General features: G+C 40.5%; 19 protein-coding genes. 11 read left to right on the forward strand and 8 right to left on the reverse strand.

Annotated features, from left to right (window positions below):
- The first annotated feature begins 183 nt into the window (after positions 1-183).
- Positions 184-582 (forward strand): hypothetical protein, encoded by a 399-nt coding sequence (locus ACUR5C_RS00765; protein ID WP_454466403.1) that lies wholly within the window; start codon positions 184-186, stop codon positions 580-582.
- Positions 583-647: 65 nt separating this feature from the next.
- A complete protein-coding gene (locus ACUR5C_RS00770; RefSeq protein WP_454466404.1) occupies positions 648-1,169 on the forward strand; it encodes an SRPBCC family protein in 522 nt (173 codons plus the stop codon).
- A 14-nt stretch (positions 1,170-1,183) separates the two neighbouring features.
- Here the strand turns inward: ACUR5C_RS00770 and ACUR5C_RS00775 are convergent, their stop codons facing one another.
- The 4 genes from ACUR5C_RS00775 to ACUR5C_RS00790 form a co-directional block, all read right to left on the reverse strand.
- The gene (locus ACUR5C_RS00775; RefSeq protein WP_454466405.1) at positions 1,184-1,456 is read right to left on the reverse strand and encodes a PilZ domain-containing protein; all 273 of its coding nucleotides are present in this window, start codon (positions 1,454-1,456) and stop codon (positions 1,184-1,186) included.
- 90 nt (positions 1,457-1,546) lie between these two features.
- Positions 1,547-2,215, reverse strand: coding sequence for a DNA-3-methyladenine glycosylase I (locus tag ACUR5C_RS00780; RefSeq protein WP_454466406.1), 669 nt, complete (start codon positions 2,213-2,215; stop codon positions 1,547-1,549).
- Positions 2,216-2,248: 33 nt separating this feature from the next.
- Complete coding sequence (locus tag ACUR5C_RS00785; protein ID WP_454466407.1) at positions 2,249-3,007, reverse strand: thiol:disulfide interchange protein DsbA/DsbL; 759 nt, start codon at positions 3,005-3,007, stop codon at positions 2,249-2,251.
- A gap of 183 nt (positions 3,008-3,190) precedes the next feature.
- Positions 3,191-4,390, reverse strand: a complete 1,200-nt coding sequence (locus ACUR5C_RS00790; protein WP_454466408.1) for a multidrug effflux MFS transporter — start codon at positions 4,388-4,390, stop codon at positions 3,191-3,193.
- Positions 4,391-4,622: 232 nt separating this feature from the next.
- Here ACUR5C_RS00790 and ACUR5C_RS00795 point away from each other — a divergent pair, with 232 nt between their 5' ends.
- Positions 4,623-5,507, forward strand: a complete 885-nt coding sequence (locus ACUR5C_RS00795; protein ID WP_454466409.1) for a LysR family transcriptional regulator — start codon at positions 4,623-4,625, stop codon at positions 5,505-5,507.
- A gap of 14 nt (positions 5,508-5,521) precedes the next feature.
- Here the strand turns inward: ACUR5C_RS00795 and ACUR5C_RS00800 are convergent, their stop codons facing one another.
- Positions 5,522-5,938 carry a hypothetical protein gene (locus ACUR5C_RS00800; RefSeq protein ID WP_454466410.1) on the reverse strand — a complete coding sequence of 139 codons (417 nt, stop codon included), beginning with the start codon at positions 5,936-5,938 and terminating at the stop codon, positions 5,522-5,524.
- 208 nt (positions 5,939-6,146) lie between these two features.
- Between ACUR5C_RS00800 and ACUR5C_RS00805 the strand changes: the two genes are divergently transcribed.
- From ACUR5C_RS00805 to ACUR5C_RS00815, 3 genes are all read left to right on the forward strand, one after another.
- The gene (locus tag ACUR5C_RS00805) at positions 6,147-7,640 is read left to right on the forward strand and encodes an FG-GAP repeat domain-containing protein (RefSeq protein ID WP_454466411.1); all 1,494 of its coding nucleotides are present in this window, start codon (positions 6,147-6,149) and stop codon (positions 7,638-7,640) included.
- 93 nt (positions 7,641-7,733) lie between these two features.
- A complete protein-coding gene (locus ACUR5C_RS00810; protein ID WP_454466412.1) occupies positions 7,734-8,453 on the forward strand; it encodes a zinc metalloprotease in 720 nt (239 codons plus the stop codon).
- 62 nt (positions 8,454-8,515) lie between these two features.
- On the forward strand, positions 8,516-9,028 hold the full coding sequence (locus tag ACUR5C_RS00815) for an HvfX family Cu-binding RiPP maturation protein (protein ID WP_454466413.1): 513 nt from the start codon (positions 8,516-8,518) through the stop codon (positions 9,026-9,028).
- A 13-nt stretch (positions 9,029-9,041) separates the two neighbouring features.
- Here ACUR5C_RS00815 and ACUR5C_RS00820 read toward each other — a convergent pair whose 3' ends face one another.
- Entirely contained in the window at positions 9,042-9,533 is a 492-nt protein-coding gene (locus ACUR5C_RS00820) for a hotdog fold domain-containing protein (RefSeq protein ID WP_454466414.1), read from the reverse strand.
- 126 nt (positions 9,534-9,659) lie between these two features.
- Here ACUR5C_RS00820 and ACUR5C_RS00825 point away from each other — a divergent pair, with 126 nt between their 5' ends.
- The 3 genes from ACUR5C_RS00825 to ACUR5C_RS00835 all read left to right on the forward strand — a co-directional run bounded on the left by ACUR5C_RS00825 (position 9,660) and on the right by ACUR5C_RS00835 (position 11,295).
- Positions 9,660-10,346: an NAD(P)H-binding protein gene (locus ACUR5C_RS00825; RefSeq protein ID WP_454466415.1), complete on the forward strand. Its 687-nt coding sequence runs from the start codon at positions 9,660-9,662 to the stop codon at positions 10,344-10,346.
- A 133-nt stretch (positions 10,347-10,479) separates the two neighbouring features.
- Positions 10,480-10,911 (forward strand): hypothetical protein, encoded by a 432-nt coding sequence (locus tag ACUR5C_RS00830; RefSeq protein ID WP_454466416.1) that lies wholly within the window; start codon positions 10,480-10,482, stop codon positions 10,909-10,911.
- Between the two features lie 39 nt (positions 10,912-10,950).
- Positions 10,951-11,295, forward strand: coding sequence for a hypothetical protein (locus ACUR5C_RS00835; RefSeq protein ID WP_454466417.1), 345 nt, complete (start codon positions 10,951-10,953; stop codon positions 11,293-11,295).
- Positions 11,296-11,360: 65 nt separating this feature from the next.
- On the opposite strand, the gene ACUR5C_RS00840 is transcribed toward ACUR5C_RS00835, so the two are convergent.
- Together ACUR5C_RS00840 and ACUR5C_RS00845 are read right to left on the reverse strand one after the other, a co-directional pair.
- Positions 11,361-11,723, reverse strand: a complete 363-nt coding sequence (locus ACUR5C_RS00840) for a cold-shock protein (RefSeq protein WP_454466418.1) — start codon at positions 11,721-11,723, stop codon at positions 11,361-11,363.
- A 301-nt stretch (positions 11,724-12,024) separates the two neighbouring features.
- Positions 12,025-12,390, reverse strand: a complete 366-nt coding sequence (locus ACUR5C_RS00845; protein WP_454466419.1) for a cupin domain-containing protein — start codon at positions 12,388-12,390, stop codon at positions 12,025-12,027.
- 592 nt (positions 12,391-12,982) lie between these two features.
- Here ACUR5C_RS00845 and ACUR5C_RS00850 point away from each other — a divergent pair.
- Positions 12,983-15,802, forward strand: a complete 2,820-nt coding sequence (locus ACUR5C_RS00850) for a 2-oxoglutarate dehydrogenase E1 component (protein ID WP_454466420.1) — start codon at positions 12,983-12,985, stop codon at positions 15,800-15,802.
- Between the two features lie 73 nt (positions 15,803-15,875).
- On the forward strand, positions 15,876-17,102 hold the full coding sequence (odhB, locus tag ACUR5C_RS00855) for a 2-oxoglutarate dehydrogenase complex dihydrolipoyllysine-residue succinyltransferase (protein ID WP_454466421.1): 1,227 nt from the start codon (positions 15,876-15,878) through the stop codon (positions 17,100-17,102).
- Positions 17,103-17,175: the final 73 nt, after the last annotated feature.

Raw genomic sequence — 17,175 nt, forward strand, 5'->3', positions numbered from 1 at the left:
GATATTAGGTTAATTAATTTGACTTAACCATACTGAATAACCTAAAAGGGTTCAATTTAAAAAAACACCACCTACCGCTATTAGTGCTAATGGTTGAGGCCTAAATACTCATTTAAGTGGTGCAACTTTACTTTGAGCAGGTAATTAGATTAATCTACGCGGCCGCTTTAAAAAGGAAGCAGCATGCAAGATCAAACATTTAAACAACAATTTGAAGCACTAACCCTCGATCCAGTGTATTTTAACCATCTAGGTCACGTACGCATCACTTGGATCTACTTAAACGAATCAACTGTTGCGACTGCCTGTGAAAAAGTGCTTGATGGAATAAAAAAGTATGCAACACACTTAGGTGCGCCAGACAAATTTCATTATAGTTTAACCGTTGCGAGTGTTTATATTATTGCGCAAGCAATGCGCGATTCTAAAACCAGTAATTTTGTCGATTTTGTTGCCGCTAACGCTGACTTGTTTAAGCATTTTAAAAGTCAGATAGCCGTTTATTATAGTGATAAAGTGATTGAGTCTAACGCGGCTCAACAGGGTTGGGTGGAGCCTGATCGTCAGATTTTGCCAAAGTAATATGGCTACAGTAAAATGGGCAACAACTTTGTTGCAATAATCATTGAATAACTGAGGGGATTTCAATGCAAACGTTTTTAAAGGTTTTTGGTGGTTTAATTCTGCTGTTTATTGTTGGTGGATTAATTTTAGATAACAATGTAAATGTTACTCGAAGCATTGAAATTGACGCTTCACCCCAAGAGATCCATGCTCATTTAAATGATTTAGAGCAATGGCCAGCGTGGTCTCCGTGGCATGCGCTTGACCCTAGCATGAAAACGACTCTTGGCGAGATAACAAAAGGGGTTGGAGCTTCGCAAACATGGACTGGTGAAAGCGGCTCTGGCGGACTAACTTTTATTCAATCCTCTGCAAGCGAAGGCATAGCCTACAACATGACTTTTGAGGGCGATTCAACAGAATATGTTGCCGGCTTTCGATATGCTCGAGCAGGTCAAAAAACTCAGGTAACTTGGTATATGCAAGGCAAAATGCAGCCAATAATAATTGGCAATTATTTTGCGCAACTAATGGATACGCTAGTAGGCGATAGCTTTAATCAGGGATTACAACAACTTAAAAGAGTTGTTGAGAAAAAAGGCTAGGCGAGCGTGGCGGCTTAGTCAGAAATATATTCAATCCCGGCACCATAGCGGTTAGTCCAAGCAACCCGCGCTTTTACTACAGGTTTTGTTTGGAATTCTTCTGCTGCTTGAATATTGAGAAGTGTATCGATTTCTAACTTAGATAAAGCCGCACCTTCAATAAATAAACCGCCGTCGGAAAAGTCCATTGTTTGGGTTTTAAAGCGCGGAATCTGTTCGCCTTCTACAAAAACATTGGTGCGAACTGAGATGCGCTTATGGCGACGCTTTTCCGATGGCTTTCCCATTTTTTTACCTATTAAAATTTGGCTACTAATCTTAGTTTAGATTATTTTAGCTTATTTGCCAGAATTAGCCCCAATCAAGCTCTACGAGGCTTAGCCGACAGATAAAGCGATTATTCGACTGATCTCAGCCATTGTTTTTCCTGAGTCTTGTTGCCATTGATTAAAAGCTGACTGAACTTGCTTTAAGTCGCGCTGTGATGTGGGTTGTTTAGAGACTATGTTTTGACTGACCAAGTAGGCGACCACGTCTCGGGTCATTAAAAAAGTGTCTTTACCAACTGCCCGCAGGAAATAAGGGCCTGTGTTTCCTCCTAAACGGCTGCCATGCTTTTTAAGATAAAGCCATAGCTGAGTAATTTCATGACTAGACCATTGATTTAAAAACTCGCCAAAACCAAGGTGTTTTTTACCTAGCTGCTGAATAAAGAAAGCATTTTCTCTAACCGCTTTGACTTTAGTGAGGTTGCGAATAATACGCTTATCTTGAGCCATTCTTTCGATTTGCTCATCACTAGCTAAAGCTAATTTTTGTGGATTTAACCCCCACATAACTTCTTCAAAGCCGGGCCATTTATTTTCAACGACCTTCCACACAAAACCTGATTGGAATATCTTTTTGGCCATAGCCGCTAAAAAATAGGTATCACTTTGTTGAGCTAATGTATGCTCGCTTAGGACTTGAGGAAGGAGTTCTGTTACCGCTTGTTGGCCGCCCTTGCGTTGAATAGCACGTTGATAAATTGCATCAAAATGTTCCACGGATTGGCGGCCCTCAATGATTGAACGTTGTAATTATTTGCAGTTGTGTGGCATGGCCAATAATTTGTCAATATTCTCAAAAGTTTCTGCTTGTCCACCCGAGCGAGTAATATCGGTAAGATATTTGTTGTTCACTAATAGCTGAGGAACATGCGTGATTTTATAATCAGCCATCATTAAATAGTCTTGTTTAATTGCTTCGCCAATAGGCTCAAGGTTTTCTTGCGCAAGGGTTTCAGTTGCTTTAGCTTTATCGGCACCCTGGTCTGCTAAAAACTGAGCGGCTTCCTCGGCAGAAGCAAATAGTTTTTTCTCTTTATGAAAACGCTCGAACAAAGCGGGACGAACTTTATCTAAAATACCTAACTTGTCGGCAGCGTGATGAACTAACAAGTAACTAGCGAACTGTTTATGTCCAAGATCAGTGGGTACTGTAACAAACTTAACTTTGCCTTCGTTTTTAGTGCGCCACTCTTCTGCAAAAGGCTCTAAGTTGTAGCAGTGCGGGCAATGATAAGCAAAAAACTCATAGACTACAGGAGTTTCGCAGGCTTTTTCTATTTCAACTTGAGTATAAGGCTCTAGGTCTTCATTGCTTGCGGCATGGTTATGATCGGCAGCTGAATGATCGTGATCTGGTTTTGGCTCGGCAGGTACCGCGGGCTTAGGCTCGACTTTTTCTGTGACTACTTTTGCGGATTGCTCTGCCGCTGGTTTTTCTTCGGCTTTGTCATCTTGTTGGCACGCACTAAGTAGTAAACTAGCGGCAATAATTAAACTTAAATATTTCACTTTAACTCCCAAATTCGTCTATTTTGTTATCAATTTGCTGGTACGCAGCAGATTTAAATCTGACCGCATCATAGCAATATTGCACCATAAGGCAAAGTAATGCGCGCTCAAAATGATTGAATAAGTTGCGCTATTTTAAGCAATATTGAGTAAGTACCATTGGATTAGTTTCAATATCTCAATTTAAGAGGTAGAGCTTGGTGTGGCATCTTGCGGTTTGTTAGGATGTGTTTGATTGGCTAATCCCATCCACAGAATCACACTCATTGAGCTAATTCCTATTCCAAATATAATGCCAATAGGTAGGGCTGTTTGATCAAAAAGTAATGCCAGTAGCGGCCCTGCAAGTGCACCGCTACTAAATCGCAATGTGCCTATAACTGCTGCTGCAGTTCCGCCATGCTGTACAAATTGGCGTAATATTAGTGCGTCTGAATTAGCGCTAATAACCACTAAATTTCCAAGCAGAGGGATCAAGCAAGCGATAATCAATGCAGGGGCTGCGTTAATAAGAATGAGACAGAAAAAAGCGCTAGCCAATAAAAGTGCAAAGAAGGCGGCAAAATGCAATATTTTGCGACTACCAAGCTTTGGAACAAGGCGAGTGTTTATAAAGTTGGCGCAAATTAAACCGACAACGTTTAATCCAAATAAAAGGCTAAATTGAGTCTCGGAAAACTCGAAAAAATCAATATACAAAAACGAAACAGAGGTAATGTAGGTAAAAAACACTAACGAAGAAAGCATGGTGACGGCTAAAAATGGATGGCAGCTTTTTTCTTTTAGAACTGTGTGGTAACGCTTAATAAAGCTTTGCTGAAGTGGTGAGCGAGTTGGATCTTGCTCTAAATTAGGAAACCAGCGCCATGCTGCAAACAACATTAAAGTTCCGTATGCAGCGAGCACATGAAAAATTAAAGGCCATGGCTGCACCGCTAATAATAGACCGCCAATAGCCGGTGCTAACATAGGCGCTACCATCATAATCATAGAAACATAGGATAGACCTTTAGCGGTATCTTTACCCATTAGCTGTCTAATTGCGCCAGGAATAACGACTGTTGCAGCACCGCCAGTCATTGCTTGAAAAAAGCGTAGGCTAAGAAAAATATCTGCGCTTTGGCAAAAAGCTAACAAAATTGAAAATATTATAAACCCACTTAATCCTGCAATCACAAGGGGGCGACGCCCAAGTTTATCTGCTAATGGGCCAAACAAGAACATGCCAAAAGCGTACCCTGCCAGATAAATGCTGAGCGAGTTTTGAATTTGGGTAATTGGAGCGTCGAATGTTTCAGCAATTTGAATCATAGCCGGCAAATACATATCCACGGCTAATGGCGTAGTTGCAATAATGGCTGCGAAAAGTGCGAGATATCGCATTGAAATGACCTAAAGACTGGAGTTTAAAGAACAAATAGAGAATACGCCTAACAAGGCTATGCGTAAATGCTATAATGCTGATAGTTGCTATGCAAGTTGGTAATACTGTATGGGGATTATTCATTCCAGTTAAGGTTAAGTGCGGTGTGGTGCGGTTGAGTCAACCCAAACCAACCCAAACAAGGTCATTGATTAAGCCGCTTGGTTAGTAAGCGGCGTAGCTAGGTTATTCATGAAAAATATCGACTTAAACTTATTACCTGCGCTGAAAGTTTTGTTAACTCAAAAAAATGTCTCTAGAGCGGCTGACATGATGCAGCTTTCACAACCGGCGATGAGCCGCATTTTTAGTCGCTTAAAACAAGAATTTGATGATCCATTAATGGTACGCGCAGGTAACCAATATCAATTAACGCCACGCGCACAGATACTATTGTCGCAATTAACTCAATTATTGCCAGAAATTGAAAGCCTTTGGCTAAATGATGAAGTAACGCTTGAAGAAGCAGAACAAACCATCGTTTTAGCGGGAACTGACATGGATGTCGTTTATGTAAGTGACCGTATTAACCAAATTCAACTCGCCGCACCAAAATTAAATTTTGCGATTCGCTCCACCACTCCTAGAAGCTTAGACAGCTTGATTAGTGGAGAAATTGATCTGGTGTTAACGGCGTTTAATGATTCGAGAGCGGGTCTTTATCGTCAACTTTTAACCCAAGAAGAATTCGTGGTAGTTGCCGGCAAAGATTGTGTGCTTAGCGCAGACAGCCTCGACTTAGAAACCTATTTAAAGCAGCGGCACGGCAAGTTTTCATTTGAAGAGCCGACGCGAGGAAGGGTAGATGCGGCTTTAGAGCAGCTAGGCAAACAACGTTTAATCAGCCTGTCACTCCCAACCTTTTTGCAAATACCGCAGTTTTTGGCTGATTCAAGTTTATTATTTTCTGTGCCGCGAAGTTTTGCTAATTATTTAGCCACTCACTTTGCCATTAAAATATTGCCGTTACCTTTTGCTACACGACATTTAGAAATTTACCTTTATTGGCACGAGCGGCAACATCAACATCGGCTAAACCGCTGGATCAGACAGCGACTGCTCAAGCAGCCAGCTTAAATCTTGAATCGGCTTTAGTCGTTATTAGCAATAAAGCCTAAAATGGCCTGCAGAGCGCTTTCGCTATGGTATTGAGCTTGTTCTACTTGGTAATTATCGCAAGCAATTTCAATTGCTTGTCGCTCGGTAAGTAATAACAAAATAGATTCGTTTTCGGTGCTTTCTAATTCCAACCAGCCTGGTTCAACCGAGTCTTGCGCGAGCTCTAACTGCTCTAGATAGTCAATTTTATCTAAGCAGTGATACTCAACGTTGTAACCTGGGTCGGCGCTGAAAGCTAAAATACAAAAAGTTTTAGGTACGGACAAAAAGTCTCGTTTCACCGCATAGGCCAACAATAAAATGTCACCGCCTTGGCGCTGATGATTTACTAAGCAAAAGTCGCTAGTCGGTTCTATTTCAATGGCTGGAAACTCACTAAATGGTTGCATAGACAAAATAAAATGACCTCATGAATTAAGGTTAACTAGTTGTTAGTAAACTAGTAGATAATTAATGTTAATATTGCTCAAACTTTTAAAACTGCTGAGTTGTAATGAACCTCAGCACTATATATGGGTCATAGCAAAGCAAGTTAATTGACTCAATAGTCAATTGAGCTCAGTCATACAGACAGATCATAACAGGGACTTAATTAGAATGCTCATAAAACCAATCGTTTCTATCTTCCTATTAATTTTAGCGAGTAATGTTTTCGCTAATGTTAATTTTAAGCATCACTCTATCGCGGCCAATTTCACGATTACTCACCCACTTAAGCACGCTCGCTTTAGCGGTGACGAAGAGCAGTTGTTAGTTATTGGTGTGACCAAAAGCGGACAGCGTACCTTTGCAGTGTACCAGCCAGAGAATTTACCCGGTCAACCTTTTAACTTTCACCTATTGGTTCAAAAAACAATCCCTGAAAGGTTTATCAGTATCGATATTTTAGCGTCAGATAACAGAGATTCGTTACTATTTTTAGATAGCCAAGGGGTCACCCGTTATAACTTTGAATCCGGTAATTTTGAGCGTCTAATAACGGCAGATACCATTTATTTACAAGAAAACGCTCAGTATTTGGCAGACAGGGAGTTTACCGTAGATGCTAATAATGATGGTTTACAAGATATCGTTTTAGCGGACTTTAAAGCAACCCACTATTACTTGCAGCAGCCGTCAGGTGAGTTTATACCAATGACTTTGCCTATTTATGCTAAGTCTGAAATGAACAGAGATTCTATTGAATATAAACCACAAACTATTTACTACGCAGACATTAGCTTAGACGGTCGACAAGATATAGTACTAATGAAAGACGCAGGGCTAATTTATTTTGAACAAACACAGCAAGGCTTATTTAACACGATAGGCTCTCACCTTGAACTTCCTATCGATGTAAAAGCGCTAGAATGGTGGGAGCAAAAAGAAGCCAATGGCGAGCAGCTTGATCAGGCCAACTTGGCTTATCGCAGTATGAATCAGATTAAAGATATTAATAATGATAACCTGCCTGACTTACTTATTCGGTTTAGTCAAAGCTCAGGTGTGCTCGATCGTAAAAATAATTATGAAGTTTATCTAGGTAAAAGTTCTCCTGGGGGCCTAAAGTATGAGCCTAAACCCAGTAGTGTACTAGCCGTATCGGGCACTACAGTGGGCATTAAAACCATTGACCTAAATGGTGACCAACTGGAGGATGTTATGCTAAACAGCCTTGATATTGGGGTCTCGCAAATAATTGGTGCTTTGTTGTCTGGAAGTATTGATCAGGACGTAAAAATATTCAAAATGGATGAAAATGGACACTATCAAGAAGAGCCAGAAGTAGAGCGCGAGGTTGATTTAACTTTTAGTTTGTCCTCTGGTAAAAGTGGTCAACCGGTAGTTAAACTGGCCGACTTTAATGGTGATGGTCTGCAAGACTTACTATTTTCTGATGGCGAGAAAACGCTGCGTGTTTATATTGGCGAAACTAAAGAGCGAATGTTTAACTCGCGCTCTAAAAAGCATAAAGTCGCGGTTCCTAAAGATGGAGCATACGTCACTACACGAGATGTTAATCATGATGGTAAAGATGATGTGTTGATTCGTTATGGGCGCCAAGATGATGAAGCTCTAGCCAATCAAATAGTGATAATGTTTGCGGAATAAGAGCGCGGCTGCTGAAAATTAAAATGCTTTCCGGTGAGCTTTTGTATTTTGTAGGGTATAGTTGATGGCATTGTTTTATGTTACTGATTGCCAATGAAAAGAATATTCGCCTCCAGTATTTTGCTTACTTCGTTATTTGCTTGCCAGCTAATTGCTGCGGTGTTGGTGAAAGATAAGCAGTGGCCCAAAAATAGCCAGCTTAATGTTGTATTTTTAGATGGTGACTTGCGTCAGAAAAACCTTGTAAAAGACTACGCTCCTTTGTGGACTGAGAATACTTCATTATCGTTTAAGTTTTTTGACTCGCTGGCGACTGCCCCAAAACAAACTCACATTCGGGTGAGTTTTTTAGACTACACTGGCTCAATAATTGGTAATCATGCAGATTTAGAGGGGCGCTCGGCGACCCTTTTATTAGCGGAACTTAGTACGCCAGATCTACCGCTAAATTATGCTAAACGTTTTATTTTGCATGAGTTCGGCCACGCATTAGGCTTAGAGCATGAGTATCGTAACCCCAACTGGCCTTATGGAAAGGCCGCCATTGAAGAGCACTTAATTAGCTGTGTGCCAAAATTAATGGCAATAAACTATAATCAAACCGCCGCGCAAGCAAAATGCCGAGAAATTAACTCGCCTTTAAATAAAAGCGATGTGGTTGCCACGGTTTATGACGAGACTTCAATCATGAATTATCCGCAAAACATTATCATTGACGCTACCGCTAAGCCGCCGCAGAAAAAGCAAATAAAAACCATTTTTAAGCTGTCGGTACTAGATAAACTGTCAATTCAACGCTGGTATTCCGAATAATTTGAAACAAAATTGCAGTTGGTTCATCTATTATGCAATAGAGGTTAAAGTTGAGAGAGTCAATGCAAAACACAGTATTAAGTAAAATCACCCACTACTATTCACAGATTACTCAATTTCTAAACTGCGCTGGTGATTGGGGGGCAACATTGTTACTTCGCCTGATACTGGCTTGGGAGTTTTTTGAAGCAGGGCTGTTAAAACTCAATGGTCAAAACTGGTTTGCTAGCATTCAGCAAAATTTTCCATTCCCCTTTAATGTTATTCCTACGGACATCAGCTGGTTTTTAGCGACTTGGTTTGAAGTTTTGGGTGGAATTGGACTGGCGCTTGGCATACTGACCCGCTTCTGGTCATTAAGCTTAATCATTCTTTCTGTGGTTGCTATTTTCGGGGTGCATTGGCCAAGTGAATGGCATGGCTTAGGAGAGTTATGGCAGGGCTATAGCATTTCTGATAATGGTTTTGGTAATTATAAATTGCCGTTAATATTTATTGTGATGTTAATTCCCTTGTTGTTGCATGGTGCGGGTAAGTTATCTTTGGATTATTGGTTAGCGAAGCGTTTCAACTAACCACAAACTCAGATTAGTCGGTTTTTTGAGAGCTGGCAGTTGCGCCAGGCTTTTCAGTCACCCATAACTTTATGTGGCCTTTAACTACGATATTCTGTTGCTCATCAAACGCGGTAACACTAACTAATAACTCTCCCGGTCGCCAGTCTTGCGGGTTAACCTTGGCTTCGCAATAAATGTTGGTTTGCGCTTTAGCGGTGTACTCTAAAGTCATGCCTTTGGGAATCCAGCGTAAGCTTGCTGGAATTGACGCTTCTGCCATAACGCCCATCGCCATTTCTAGTCCATTGCAAATCGCAATGACATGGACTGTTTTAATATGATTAAATACTCGTCGCCGCTTTTTAATCATGCAAATGCATCGATTCGGCTCTAATAGTGTAATGTAAGGTTTGATGCTGGCGAAATAAGGCGCAACTTGGCTGACAATTACAGAGAATATTTTCTTCCCCAGTGGTAGTTTAGCTAGTTGGAGATAAGTGGTTAAAGTTTTATTTTTTTGCATTAAGCTATTCTATTCTCATTGAATTAAACATTAGTTAGGGTTAAATATACTATAACTGGTTTAGCGGAAGAATGAGCAATAATTAGTGAGCTGGGTTTTAACTTGTGCTCAACATAAAGGCGTTTTATGGTTGATAAAGCTGTATTATTTGGCGCAACTGGCGCTGTTGGGCGAGAGTTACTCAGTCTGCTGTGTAAAGCGAGTCATTACGCTAACATTATGGTGGTGTTAAGGCGTCAAGATATTAAGCTTGAAAACATTGCCGCTAGCTTAAAAGATAGCGTAACTTTTGTTGTCGACCCAAATTTAAGTACTAGCCAAGCCAATATAAGTTTTGCAAACGCAGATGTTTTTTGCACCTTAGGAACAACCTTAAAGCGCGCGGGTAGTAGAAAAGCGTTTTTCCAGGTTGATTTTGAGCTGGTTTTAAACATCGCGAAACAAGCCAAGCAGCAACAGGCAGCAAGCTTTCATGTGATCAGCTCGCTTAATGCGAACCCTGAGAGCAGTAACTACTATTTGCAGACTAAAGGCAAAATGGAAAGCGCATTAAAGGCTTTAGAGTTAACCTCGCTTTTTATTTATCGGCCTTCCTTGTTGTATGCCACTCAGCGTAGCCAATTTCGAATTGCGGAGTCGCTAGGACTACTGTTTTTGTACCCGTTAAGCTGGATTCCATTTGAGAGGCTACAGAGAGTTGCGCCTATTAAAGCAGCCCAAGTTGCTCAGGCTATGCTAAGCACTGCTGCTGCTGCGGAACCTTCGGGGACTAAAGTGTTCGAAAATGACGTGATGAAGCAGGTTTTAAAATGACTAAACGACTAAAAGTTTAATAAAAACAATATTACAGGAAGGCTCCTTGGATACATTAATTACCAAAAAGCAAAACCAAAATCACTTAATTCTAATTCGCCCGTTTTGGGGTTCATTATTCAAGAGTTTTTTTATGAGTGGCTTTTTGGTTGCTTGGTACTATCTTTTGTTAAAAGACTTTATGCCGCAATACAATTTATTTGAGGCGATACAAAATTTAGTTGCAAGTAATAAAGTCATGATCCTTTTTCTTGGGGCGGGGCTGCTTGTAGCGCGAGAGTGCTTTATTGGTTGGCGGAATGTCTATCAAGGAGAAGTGTTCGAGTTTAATCGGCATAAAAATAAAGCGCTTAGAAATGGAAAACAGTACTTTCGAATTTCTGATGTTAACTTTATTCAACTTAGACGTATCTATGACTCAGATGGTGCAGACATTTTTAGAGTTTCAGTTATTTTGAATAATGGTGATAAAAAAATGATTGAGTCTTCCACCTCACAAACGAAAGTGACGAGTATTGTTGCTAATTTAGCTGATGTGTTAGATGTGTCTATTGTTCGTAAGTGAAGGTATTAAAATAACTTTATTAATAAATAAGGAAATATGATGTTGATCGAAAAAGGTGAGAAAGTTCATATTATTTATCGCTCGCTGTATGGGCAGTCCACAAGACGGCATTTTGTCGGTGAAGTGCTTGCTTATGAAGCAGGGCTTTGCAGAGTAAAAGGCTTCGTTTTTGTGTATGACGAAAGAAAAACAGAGTTTGTTAAAAAGCCAGAAGCTAGAGAAACCATAATTAAACTTGGTGATAGCGGGTTTATTATCAACATGATTAGTTCAAATGCACAAATTGACAAGGTCACTTATAAATACCAACAAGACAAAGGCCTAGTGGCAACTGATGGGCTGAGCTTTAGTTTAGATATTAATGAGTTTGGCGTTAAAAGTTGATGGAATTTAGTTGTTAACTGCTAGCATCCGATTAAAATTGGGTAGCTAGCAGTAATTTTACTAAATTAAAGAATGTATTTTTCTACTGCTAGCGCAACCATACCTGCAAAAGCGAGTAAGCTTATTACTTTCCATGTGGTGACTGTGCTTTCAAGCGAAGCTACGCGCTCTTCTAATGTTGCCGGTTTTGCTTGTGGTTTTGGGTTCTTTGAAGATTTCTTACTCGGTGCGTCTAAGGGCATAACCGACTCTGCTTGAGGGCCTTTATCCGACTCTTTATTGACGAACTTAACCGCTAAACCTTTACGAATTGGACCATCACCTTGCCACTCGCTTTTGTGAAAAAAGTAGTCTTCGCCGCTTTTTTCGTCGACAATAAAACCGAAGCCTTTGCGAAATTCGTAACGTTTGATAATGCCTTTGGCCATATTTGTTTCCTACTCAAAGTCTATATTTGTGGTGCTAATAATGTGAACTATGGTTAAAGTCTTTGCTTTCGGCGGATTAAAAAATACTGACACCAAAGCAGACCTCATTCTGTAAGCCCGTATCCTACACTAACTGAGGCTACTCACTCTAGCTGTTTTACTAAAATATGCCTTGATACGCGGGTTAAAGTTGCCCATTTGTTTAGATTTGTGGCATTTGTCGTCTTATTTTTCGATTTGGCAAAAACGAGTTGTTCTAGCTAATCATGTTAATTCTGGCATGTGAGCCCATGCTTGCACTTTATATCCAGACATCTTGCGCAGCGGTTAATTCACTTTGTGTATTTCCGGTATTAACGACGCCTTTCGGTTCTATTAGCAATATTTGGCATTCGGACTGAGCCATGGGCTTATGCTCTACTCCTTTGGGAACTACATACATTTCGCCAGCATTGAGCTTAACTTGGTGTTCGGCAAACGCAATAATTAGGCTGCCTTGAATAACGATAAAGACTTCATCGGTATCTGGGTGGTTATGCCATACAAACTCTCCTTTAACTTTGACTAGCTTGAATTGGTAGTCGTTCATTTCTGCAATCACTTTGGGCGACCAATGTTGGTTAATTAAAGCGAGTTTTTCGGCAAAGTTAATTGGTTTTAGCGGCATTTTTTGCTTCCTTATGCAGGTGAGCTTTAGATGTTCTAATATTAACCTAAAGAGCGTGAGATTTGCTTAGTTATAGCGCCGCTAGAAAAAAATTAGGCAAATATACTATTCATTATACTTTGTGCTTATTTTATTGGTTTTTTGCGCTAAATAGCTGATTTGCCTATAGACCTGAGCGCTTTAACACGTTAGTATCCGCCTCAAAATTAAGGTAATTTTTATCTTGAAATTTAAGATTTTAAGAGCACTGAGATAAGTTGATTAAAGTGTTGTGATTAAATTCTTAAGGGTGTGTGAGAGCGAGTAGTACACACCATTTGGTCAAAATAGACCAAACCGTAAAAATGTACCGAAAATAAGCTCAAGTAAGAGTCGAATCAGTAAGAATATTAAAAAGTAGCCGTTGATTTTACCGCCAAAATGACAACTTTCACTAAAAATCACCCAATTTCGCGGTGTTTTAGCAAAAATCACCTATTTTTAGGGCGTTTTATAAAATGCTATCTACACTATATAGAATCAGACTACTTTTTAACCTATATCAAATATCTAAGTAAGCTTATAACTGCAAATACTAACTCAGAGAAAAACAATGCAAGAAAAGTACATTGAGCGTATGCAACGGACAAGTCATCTTTCTGGTGGCAGTGTTTCTTATGTTGAAGAGCTCTATGAGCAATATCTAGAAGATAGCCAATCGGTTTCTCAAGAGTGGCGCGATTACTTTGATCGCATGGTCGAAGAAGCCTCGCAGCCCAATAAAGACGTGCCACATTCTGCCATCCTTAAGCAGTTCTATGAACTTGCCAAAAACAAGCAAGTCCGTGGTACGGTTTCGTTAGAACATGAAACTAAACAAGTTGCTGTACTAGAGCTTATTGAGTCTTATCGGGTTAGAGGCCATCAAGCAGCAAAACTTGATCCACTAGGGCTTATGGAAAGAACTCAGGTTGATGATTTAGAGTTGGCTTATCATGGCTTGTCAGAAATGGATCTGAATACCAAATTCCAAACCCAAACCCTCTATTTTGGTAAAGATCAGTTAACTTTAAAAGAAATATTAAGCGGACTACAAAAAACTTACTCGTCGACTATTGGTGCAGAATTTATGCATATAGTTAATAGCGAGGAGAAAAAGTGGTTTCAAGAGCGCTTAGAGCAAGTTCAATCGCATCCAGAGTTTGACCTAGAAACCAAGAAAAGCCTGCTAGAACGGTTAACCGCTGCGGAAGGGTTGGAAAAATATTTGGGTGCTAAATACCCTGGTACCAAACGATTTGGTTTAGAAGGCGGCGAAAGCTTAATTGCGATAATGCACGAGCTGATTAATCGTAGCGGTAGTTACCAAGCCAAAGAAGTGGTCATTGGTATGGCGCATCGTGGTCGATTAAATGTTTTAGTCAATACTTTGGGTAAGAAGACTTCGGAACTTATCGATGAGTTTGAAGGTAAAGCCGAATATGCGATGGGTTCTGGAGATGTAAAATATCACCAAGGCTTTTCTTCTAATGTGATGACTCCTGGTGGCGAAGTGCATTTGGCTTTAGCATTTAACCCAAGTCATTTAGAAATTGTTTCACCAGTAACCCAAGGCTCTGTGAGAGCTCGCCAAGATAAGCGCCGTGATAAATCAGGCAAAACTGTATTACCTATCAATATTCATGGCGATGCGGCTTTCTCAGGACAAGGCGTTGTTATGGAAACTTTGCAAATGTCGCAAACCCGGGCATATAAAACTGGTGGTACGGTACACCTTATAGTCAACAATCAAGTTGGCTTTACCACCAGCAAAAAAGAAGATGCCCGCTCAACCGAGTACTGTACCGATGTTGCTAAAGTAGTCGAAGCACCAATTTTGCATGTTAATGCAGATGATCCCGAAGCGGTATTATTTGTCAGTCAGTTAGCGATCGATTATCGCTACCAATTTAAGAAAGACATTGTAATAGATTTAGTTTGTTACCGACGACGTGGTCATAATGAAGCTGATGAACCTTCTGGTACTCAGCCACTAATGTATTCTGTGATTAAAAAGTTACCCAGTGTTTTAACTCAATATAGCCGTCAGTTAGTTGAGTCTAAGCTGTTGCAACAAGACGAAGTAGATGCAATGGCTAATAACTATAGAGAAAAGTTAGATCGCGGCGAAATAGTCGTAGACTCAATAGTTGAAAATCCAAATAAAGAGCTCTATTTTGATTGGACACCTTACCTTGGGCACGATTGGCAAACACCTGGCGAAACCGGCTATGATCGCGAAGAGCTAGTTAAAATCGCACAAGAGTTCTGCCAAGTACCAGAGGGCTTTAGTGTTCAGCGCCAAGTTAAAAAAGTAGTAGATGATCGCTTACTAATGGCGAAAGGCGAATTACCGATTAATTGGGGGTTTGCTGAGACATTAGCCTATGCAACAATATTAAAGCAAAATAACTCCATTCGAATCACTGGCCAAGATGTTGGGCGTGGTACTTTTTCGCATCGTCATGCGGCATTACATGATCAAAAAACGGGCGAAACATATATTCCGCTGCAACACCTAAAAGATGTAGAAAAACGATTTACTATTTACGACTCCTTTTTATCTGAACTTGCGGTATTAGGGTTTGAATATGGGTATGCCACTACAAACCCATCGACTATGGTCATTTGGGAAGCACAGTTTGGTGACTTCGCTAATGGCGCGCAAATGATCATTGATCAGTTTATTACCAGCGGTGAACATAAGTGGGGGCGTTTGTGCGGCTTAACTATGTTGTTACCTCATGGTTACGAAGGCCAAGGTCCAGAGCATTCTTCGGCCCGTTTAGAACGATTTTTACAGTTATGCGCAGAAGAAAACATTCAGGTTTGTGTACCAACAACACCTGCGCAAATATTTCATTTATTGCGTCGACAAATTATTCGTCCGTTACGCAGACCTTTAGTGGTTATGTCACCGAAAAGTTTACTCCGTCATAAGCAAGCTACGTCTAGCATGGAAGAACTTGCCGATGGTAGCTTCCAAAATGTTATTGGTGAAACCGCCAAGCACAAAGCTGCTGAAATTACTCGCGCTATACTTTGTAGTGGTCGAGTTTATTACGACTTACTGGAAAAACGCGATGAGCTAGCAGCATCACATATTGCGCTGATCAGAATCGAGCAGCTATATCCATTTCCTGCGCAAGAATTAGCTGAAAGCATCGCACCCTATAAAAATTTAGAGAAAGTGATTTGGTGCCAAGAGGAGCCTAAAAACCAAGGTGCTTGGTATAGTACACATCATCATTTAAAAGAAGTGGTTAGCGCGCACAATGACAAGTTGTATGTTGAGTTTGCGGGAAGAGAAGCATCAGCGGCACCTGCTGCTGGCTATATGGCACTGCACTTAAAGCAACTAGAGAAATTTATAGACGATGCGATTTCTGGCTAACTAGCCTAAACTCGCACTTTAGATTAACTGTTTAAAAATTGAATAAAAATTTAACGAGAACAAAGGAACCAACATGGCTACCGAAATAAAAGCACCGACGTTTCCAGAATCTGTGGCTGACGGCACTGTTGCCACTTGGCATAAAAAACCTGGCGAAGCATTTTCTCGCGATGAATTAATCGTTGATATTGAAACTGATAAAGTGGTGATTGAAGTTGTAGCGCCCGACGATGGTGTGTTGGCTGATATTATTAAAGACGAAGGCGAAACCGTATTAAGTGATGAGCTAATAGGCCACTTTAATGCGGGTGCATCTGCGGGTGATAACTCGTCATCTAATCAAGCTAGCGATAAAGGCGATAGTGCTGACGAAAGTAATGACAAAGAAGCCGCCAAAGATAGTTCGTCAGATAGCGACAGCGTACTGAGTCCTGCGGTAAGAAAACTGGTAACTGAATACGAGATTGACCCTAGCTTGATAAAAGGTAGTGGTAAAAATGGCCGAATTTTAAAAGAAGACGTTACCGCTTATATTGAGAATCGCTCTAAGCCAACTGCCAACAAACCTGAGCCTGCTACCCCTGCGGCGGCACAAGGTGACCGTTTTGAACGCCGTGAACCAATGACTAGGTTAAGAGCAAAAATTGCTAACCGATTGGTCGAAGCCCAACAAAATATGGCAATGTTAACAACCTTTAATGAAGTTAACATGAAGCCAATAATGTCGTTACGCTCTAAATATAAAGATGAATTTGAAAAGCGCCACGATGTCAGACTAGGCTTTATGTCTTTCTTCGTGAAGGCTGCGGTAGAAGCACTAAAAAGATTCCCAGCTGTTAATGCCTCTATTGATGGAAATGACATCATTTATCATAGCTATCAAGACGTGGGTGTGGCCGTTTCATCGCCACGCGGTTTAGTGGTGCCAGTATTACGTAGTGTTGATAATATGAGCTTAGCAGAAATTGAAGGTGGTATTCGCGAGTATGGCGTTAAAGCGCGTGATGGAAAACTTTCAATTGACGATATGCTTGGTGGAACTTTTACCGTTTCTAACGGTGGCGTATTTGGATCGCTAATGTCTACTCCAATTGTTAACCCTCCGCAAACGGCTATTTTGGGAATGCATAAAATCCAAGATCGACCAATGGCTGTGAATGGCCAAGTTGAAATTTTGCCAATGATGTATTTGGCATTGTCTTATGATCACCGTTTAATTGACGGAAAAGAAGCCGTTGGATTCTTAGTGACTATTAAAGATCTACTTGAAGAGCCAGAGAGATTAATTCTAGGCCTCTAGTAATTTAACCAACTAAAAAAGGGGCTGATTAGCCCCTTTTTTTATGTTGATCAAAACATATTGCTTTGAGAAA

It is taken from the genome of Aliikangiella aequoris (genome assembly GCF_053709105.1).